Source organism: Bailinhaonella thermotolerans, from assembly GCF_003594875.1.
GTDB classification, from domain to species: Bacteria; Actinomycetota; Actinomycetes; order Streptosporangiales; family Streptosporangiaceae; genus Bailinhaonella; species Bailinhaonella thermotolerans.
The window spans coordinates 113,829-120,909 of record NZ_QZEY01000024.1; the positions used below are offsets into that span (position 1 = coordinate 113,829).

At 71.4% G+C, this 7,081-nt stretch carries 6 protein-coding genes; 1 reads left to right on the forward strand and 5 read right to left on the reverse strand.

The window, feature by feature from the left end; translation table 11 throughout:
* Positions 1-7: 7 nt before the first annotated feature.
* From ffh to D5H75_RS44435, 5 genes are all read right to left on the reverse strand, one after another.
* The gene (gene ffh / locus D5H75_RS37225; protein ID WP_119931302.1) at positions 8-1,573 is read right to left on the reverse strand and encodes a signal recognition particle protein; all 1,566 of its coding nucleotides are present in this window, start codon (positions 1,571-1,573) and stop codon (positions 8-10) included.
* A gap of 117 nt (positions 1,574-1,690) precedes the next feature.
* Positions 1,691-2,299, reverse strand: coding sequence for a GTP-binding protein (locus tag D5H75_RS37230; RefSeq protein WP_119931303.1), 609 nt, complete (start codon positions 2,297-2,299; stop codon positions 1,691-1,693).
* 22 nt (positions 2,300-2,321) lie between these two features.
* Positions 2,322-2,648 carry a DUF742 domain-containing protein gene (locus D5H75_RS37235; RefSeq protein ID WP_422674083.1) on the reverse strand — a complete coding sequence of 109 codons (327 nt, stop codon included), beginning with the start codon at positions 2,646-2,648 and terminating at the stop codon, positions 2,322-2,324.
* A gap of 166 nt (positions 2,649-2,814) precedes the next feature.
* Positions 2,815-3,237: a roadblock/LC7 domain-containing protein gene (locus D5H75_RS37240; RefSeq protein ID WP_119931304.1), complete on the reverse strand. Its 423-nt coding sequence runs from the start codon at positions 3,235-3,237 to the stop codon at positions 2,815-2,817.
* A gap of 2 nt (positions 3,238-3,239) precedes the next feature.
* On the reverse strand, positions 3,240-6,407 hold the full coding sequence (locus D5H75_RS44435; protein WP_147425408.1) for a nitrate- and nitrite sensing domain-containing protein: 3,168 nt from the start codon (positions 6,405-6,407) through the stop codon (positions 3,240-3,242).
* A 441-nt stretch (positions 6,408-6,848) separates the two neighbouring features.
* Between D5H75_RS44435 and D5H75_RS42625 the strand changes: the two genes are divergently transcribed.
* The coding region (locus D5H75_RS42625; RefSeq protein WP_206781980.1) for a hypothetical protein at positions 6,849-7,081 on the forward strand (233 nt) is incomplete at its 3' end.

The following is a 7,081-nucleotide window of genomic DNA, read 5'->3' on the forward strand; positions in this document are numbered from 1 at the left end:
CGGGGAATCACTTCTGCTTGGGCAGCTTCAGCTTCGAGGGGTCGAAGCCCGGCGGGAGCTGCAGGCCGGGCGGGAGCTGGCCGGGGAGGCCCGAGCCGAGGCCGCCGCCCAGGCCCGGCGGGAGGCCGGCCGGCTGCTGCGCCTGGGGCTCGGGCTGCTGGCCGCGCTTGCGCGGGTCGCCGCTCACGCGCTTGCCCTTGGCCTTGGCCTTCTTCGCGGCGGCCTTGGCGGCCTTCTTGTTCTTGCCGCCCGGCATGCCGGGGATGCCCATGCCGTTGCGCATCTGCTTCATCATCTTCTGCGCGTCGAAGAAGCGGGTCACCAGGCTGTTGACCTCGGTGACCGTGACGCCGGAGCCGCGGGCGATGCGGGCGCGGCGCGAACCGTCGATGATCTTCGGGTTCTGCCGCTCGGCCGGGGTCATGGAGCGGATCATGGCCGCGACCCGGTCGAGGTCCTTCTCGTCGATCTGGTTGAGCTGCTCGCGCATCTGGCCCATGCCCGGGAGCATGCCGAGCAGGTTGGTGATGGGGCCCATGCGGCGGACCATCATCATCTGCTCGAGGAAGTCCTCGAACGTGAAGTCCTCGCCCGACGCGAGCTTGCCCGCCATGCGGGCGGTCTCCTGCTCGTCGAAGGTGCGCTGGGCCTGCTCGATCAGGGTGAGGATGTCACCCATGTCGAGGATGCGGCCGGCCATCCGGTCGGGATGGAAGGCGTCGAAGTCCTCCAGCTTCTCGCCGGTGGAGGCGAACATGATCGGGCGGCCGGTGATCTGCCGCACCGACAGGGCCGCGCCGCCCCGGGCGTCGCCGTCGAGCTTGGTGAGCACGACGCCGTCGAAGCCGACGCCGTCCATGAACGCCTGGGCCGTGGTGACGGCGTCCTGGCCGATCATGGCGTCCACGACGAACAGGACCTCGTCGGGCGAGACCGCGTCGCGGATGTCGGCGGCCTGGCGCATCATGTCCGCGTCGATGCCGAGACGGCCGGCGGTGTCGATGATGACGATGTCGTGCTGCTTGTGGCGGGCGTACTCGATCGAGTCGCGCGCCACCTGGACCGGGTCGCCCTCGCCGTTGCCGGGGGACGGGGCGTAGACCCCGACCTGGGCGCGCTCGGCGAGCACGGAGAGCTGCTGGACGGCGTTGGGCCGCTGGAGGTCGGCGGCCACGAGCAGCGGGGCGTGGCCCTGCTCGCGCAGCCAGCGGGCCAGCTTGCCGGCGAGGGTGGTCTTGCCGGCGCCCTGGAGGCCGGCGAGCATGATGACGGTGGGCGGCGTCTTGGCGAGGCGCAGCCGGCGGGTCTCGCCGCCGAGGATCTCGATGAGCTCCTCGTTGACGATCTTGACGACCTGCTGGGCGGGGTTGAGCGCCTGGGACACCTCGGCGCCGCGGGCACGCTCCTTGATGTGGGCGACGAACTCCTTGACCACGGGGAGCGCGACGTCGGCCTCAAGCAGCGCGATCCGGATCTCCCGGGCGGTCGCGTCGATGTCGGCGTCGGAGAGCCGACCCTTGCCGCGCAGGGATGAGAAGACCGATGTCAGCCGGTCGGAAAGAGTCTCGAACACGTGATTGGCCAGTCCTCGGGCGACGTCTACGAAATCATTCCCAGACTATCCGGTCGTGGCCGGTGATCCTCGCGATCGCCGGCGGCCCCGGTGCGGGCCGCCGGTCCGCGATGACGGTCAAGAGCCCCAGATGCTGCTGCTCGCGGCCTGCGGGCCGGGAACCTGGGGCGGGCTGCCGGCGCGCACCGTGAGGGCGTGCTCGACGAGCGTGATGAGCGTGGTCTTGACCGACTGCCTCTGGCGGGCGTCCACCCGGACGAGGGGGATGTGCGGGGAGAGCGTGAGCGCCTCCCTGACCTCCTCGTCCGCGTGGGGGTACACGCCGCCGAAGCCGTTGACGGCCACCACGAAGGGCAGCCGCGCCTCCTCGAAGTAGTCGATCGCCGGGAAGCTGTCGGCCAGGCGGCGCGTGTCCACGAGCACGACCGCGCCGATCGCGCCCTTGACCAGGTCGTCCCACATGAACCAGAACCGGTGCTGACCGGGCGTGCCGAACAGGTACAGGATCAGGTCGCTGTCCAGCGAGACGCGGCCGAAGTCCATGGCCACCGTGGTCGTCGTCTTGCCCGGCGTCAGCTCGAGGTCGTCGATCCCGGCGCTGGCGCTCGTCATGACGGCTTCGGTCGTGAGCGGAAGGATCTCAGAGACCGCGCCGACGAACGTCGTCTTGCCAACGCCGAATCCACCCGCGACGACGATCTTCGTCGACGTGAGAGCGTTACCCATCCCGCCGTTCTGGCGGGAGGCATCAGAGCCTGCGAAGTCCACTGAGCACCCTTTCGAGCAGGTTGAGATCCGGTTGCCCCTTCTCAAGGGACGGCTGGTGGATGTAGACGAGGCCCTCAGCGGCCATGTCCGCCACCACCACCCGTGCGACACCCAGCGGTATTCGCAGCAACGCGGAGATCTCGGCGACCGACCTCACCTGTCGGCACAGTTGGGCGATCGCCTGATATTCGGGGGTAAGAGTCGAGAGGTCGTGGTGGATGAGCGACGCCGACGAGACCAGGGCCTCCATGGCCAGCTGGTACCTCGCCTGCGTGCGCCCCCCGGTGACGGCGTACGGCCGCACCAGGGAACTCCGCTGCTCACTCGACTCCTGATACGAGGTGTTGGGTCCATCACCGAAGCGGCGCGGATCCTCCTCGGCCGGAGGCCGCCCGTACAGCGGTCCGCCGAGGGGATCCCCCTCACCATCCCAGCCGCGGTTTACCACGGCTCCCTCCTAGCGTCGGTCCCATTTACCTGGGATGAGACGCCTGCAGCTCGGCGCGCACGGCAGGCGTCAGCACCTGTCCTGCCCGCTCCACCAGCAGCGTCATCTGGTAGGCGACCAATCCCATGTCGCAGTCCGCGGCGGCGAGCACCGCGAGACAGGAGCCGTCGCTGATCGACATGATCAGCAACAGGCCGCGCTGCATCTCGACGACGGTCTGGGTGACCGGACCGCCCTCGAAGACGCGCGAGGCACCCTGCGTCAGGCTGATCAATCCCGCCGCCACGGCCGCAAGCTGGTCCGCCCGATCCTTGGGGAAACCGTCGGAGAACGCCAGCGGGAGTCCGTCCGACGAGACGACGACGGTGTGGGCAACGCCGGGCACGCTGTTGACGAACTCGGTGATCAGCCAGTTGACGCCGCGGGCAGCCTGGCTCAGCTCCCTCACAATCACTCCTTTGGATCTTCAGTGGGCATCGCTTCCGGAGCGCGCTCGCCGCGGGCGGCAGCGCGCCCCTGGCGAATGCCCTCCTGGAAGCTGGACAGCCGGCTGCGCACCCGCTCGGGGGACAGGGTCGGCTGGGCGGGGGGTAGGGACGTGGGCCTGGTCTCGACGGACCCGGGCACGAGGTTGGCCCGGGGCACGCGCTTGGGCAGGCCGGCGGCGGTGGTGCCGCCCAGGGCGGGGGCCTTGGCGGCCTCCGCTGCCTTCCAGCCCTCGTCGCCGGCGGAGCGCCAGCCGCCGGGCTGGGTGGAGGAGGCCGGCCTGGCGGCGGGCCTCTCCATCGGCTCCGGCTTCTCCATCTCCGGCTCCTTCTCGGCCACGGGAGGCGCGGCCTCCGCCACGGGCTCCGCGGCCTCGGCCACGGCCTCGGCCACGGCCTCCTCGGCCGGCTCCCCGGTCACCGGCTCCGGGTCGCGCCTGCGGAACCAGTCGGACTCCACCGCCGCGAAGATCGGCAGGTAGTCCTCGCCCTCCAGCGGGGTGTCGGGGACGACGGGAAGCGGGCCGGTCTCGGCGGGGTCGCCGAACGACGGGACCTCGCCGGTGCCGCCGCCCCAGGCGTCCTGGGCCGGCCGGTCGGGGACCCGCCAGCCGCCGCTGGTCGAGGCTCCCGGCTGCGGGCCCGAGGGACCGCCGAACGCCGGGGCCTGCTGCTGCGGAGCCGGCGGCCCGCCGTACGCCTGGGACGGGTGCGGGCCGGACGGGCCGCCGAAGTCCCTGGGCGTCCCCTGCGGGCCGGTGGTGGTGCCGAACTGCGGGCCGGTGGTGGTGCCGAACGCCGAGGCGGGGTGCCCGCCGGACGGCCCGCCGAACGCCGACGCCGGGTGGGACCCGGAGGGGCCGCCGAAGGCCGAGGACGGGTGGGACCCGGAGGGACCCCCGAACGCGGAGGTCTCGGGCGACGCCTGCGGGCCGGTGGACGTGCCGAACGCCGAGAACGACTGCGGCCCCGTGGAGGTGCCGAACACGGGCGCGTCGGTGGCCGCGGGCGGGGCCCCGAGCGGCGGGGCGCCGTACGAGACCGGCTCGGCGCCGACCGGGCTCGGCGAGGTGTCCGCCCCGAAGCGGCCGCCGAAGGCGCCGCTCTCGGAACCCCCGCCGAAGGCGCCGAACGCCGGGGCGCCGTCGCCCGCCGGGGCCGGGGTCTCGCCGGTGAGGCCGAACGCCGGCGCCGACTGGCCCCCGAAGAGGGGGGCGGCGCCGGTCTGGCCGCCGGGCTGGACCACGAGGTTCTCGGGCAGCAGCACCAGGGCGGTGACGCCGCCGAGCTCCTGCTGCCGGAGCTGCACGCGGATGCCGTGGCGGGCGGCGAGCCGGCCGACCACGAACAGGCCCATGCGGCGGGACACGGACACGTCCACGACCGGCGGGGAGGCCAGCCGGTGGTTGGCCTCGGCGAGCTCCTCCGGCGGCATGCCGATGCCGGAGTCGCTGACGGTGAGCATCGCGCCGCCGTCGTCGGTCCGGTGGCCGGACACGACGACCTTGGTGTCGCGGGGCGAGAACGAGATCGCGTTCTCGACGAGCTCGGCGAGCAGGTGGACGACGTCGTTGACGGCCTGGCCGGCGACGGACGGCCCGGACTGCACGCGCAGGGCGACCCGGTCGTAGTTCTCGACCTCCGACAGCGAGGCGCGCACGACGTCCACGAGCTGGATCGGCTGCGCCCAGCGGCGGGCGGGTTCCTGGCCCGCGAGGACCAGGAGGTTCTCGCTGTTGCGCCGCATGCGGGTCGCCAGGTGGTCCAGCTTGAAGAGGCTGGCGAGCCGCTGCTCGTCCTGCTCGCCCTGCTCCAGGCCGTCGATCAGCGAGAGCTGCCGTTCGACGAGGGTCTGGCTTCGCCGGGAGAGGTTGACGAACATCGCGTTGACCGTGCCTCGCAGCTGGGCCTCCCCACCCGCCAGGCGTACGGCTTCGCGGTGGACCTCGTCGAAGGCCCGCGCCACTTCCCCGATCTCGTCGCTGGAGGTGACGGGGATCGGGCGGACCTCGATCTCGGTCTGGCCGTCGGACTCGCGGAGCTGCTGGACCATCTCCGGCAGCCTGCGGCCGGCGACCTCCAGCGCCTCGCTGCGCAGGCGGCGCAGCGGGCGCACCATGGAGCGCGCGACGAAGGCGGTGAACGTCAGGGCCAGGATGAGCACGAGGAGCGTGATCGCGGCGAAGGTGACGGCGCCGTTGCGGGCGTCCGTCCGCAGGGTCTCGGCGCGGGCGATCACCAGCTTGCCGATCTCCACCTCGACCTTGCGCATCTGGTCGATGGTGAAGCTCATCGAGTCGAACCACTTGGAGCCGTCGTCGGCCCTGGCCGGGTCGAGGTCGAGCAGCTTGCCGTCGCGGGCGAGGGCCATCGCGCGCTCGCGGAAGGCCTCGGCGCGGTCGATCTCGCGGCCGGTGACCGTGTCCTCGTAGAGCTGGCGGATGGACTGGCTGGCCTCGGCCCGGAAGCCGCGCAGCGCGCTCTCCTGGCCGGCGCGGGCGTTGATGAACGTCTGGAGCTCGTTCGGGTCGAACCGGGGAACGGCGCTGACCGCGGCGGCGGTGCCGATGGCCCGCTGCTGGGACATGCGCTCCTTCATCTCGGAGAGCTGCCGCAGCGCCCGGACGTTCTGGATGAGCTCTTCGTCGCCGGCGCCCTGGCCGATGTCCTCGTTGATCGTGAGGAGGTCGGTGATGACCTCGGAGTACTTCGTCACCGCGGGGAGCGGGAGGAGCTTCTCCTTCAGAGCGATCTTGCGCAGGTTCGCGATCTCCTGGACGCGGACGAGGATCTGGGCGACCTGCCGCCGGACACGCTCGGTGTGGGCGTCCCCGATCTTCGCGGCCTCGCTGCGGACCGTCGAGGCGGCCACGTCGACGTCCTCGTTGGTCTTCTCGATCCGCTCCGTGGCCTTGCCCTCGCTGACACGGCCGACCGCGATGTACCAGGCGACGGTGTCGCGCTCCTGTTCGAGCCGGTAGACCAGGTCGGAGACGCTGGCGTTGAAGTGGGCCAGCTCGCTGACCCGCTTGTAGGCGTTCGCACTGCTGAGTGACTCGGCGAGGCGGAGTCCGCCCATCCCGACGGCGACGATGGTCGGGACCAGGATGAGCGCGACCAGACGTGATCGCACCCTCCAGTTGCGCAGGGCCAAGCGGCCGCCGGTCTTCGCCCGGGACTTCTGGGCAGCCCGGGAAGACTCGCGACCGTTCTTTGTGCTTCCTGTCCTCACTGGCCTCCGCAACCTCTCGCCGGACCGTCTTCGGTACAGGTCTATGACGTGCAGGAATATGTTTCAGATGTGCGCAAGCGTGGAACACGCGCGCGTCCGTGGCGAGGGTTATTGGAGCACAGGCTTACCAAATCGGCCAATAGCCCACCAGCCTCAGAGGCCCCACAGAGTAGCAGAGCTACATAGACATCCACACTCCTCGCAAATAACGACAAAGGCCGTTTTTCATCACGATCTGGGCGTTTTCCCATGCCCGCGCCCCGGCTCCGCTACGCTCACTCATCGCCTCGTCGCGCGCGAACCCGCGGCGGCACGCCGGGACGCCCCGCCGGTCCCGCGCCGGTGGAGCACCAGGACGCCGGGCGACCGGAGGGCGCGGGCGCCGGCACGCCCGGCCGCCGGGGCGGGGACGCCCCGGGCGTCGCCGCCGCCGACGGGACCGGGATGATCGGCATCCCGACGAACATCCTGGCCGGTATCCACGGGCCAGGCAGACCGTTTAGGACTGAAAACGTGCTCGACGTAGTTGATTTGACCCATACGTACGGCAGTGGCCCGACGGCGCATCAGGCGCT

Bases quoted from the DNA above. Each gene is read 5' to 3' on its own strand.
- D5H75_RS37230 (WP_119931303.1), bottom strand. From the start codon at position 2,299: ATGGGTAACGCTCTCACGTCGACGAAGATCGTCGTCGCGGGTGGATTC.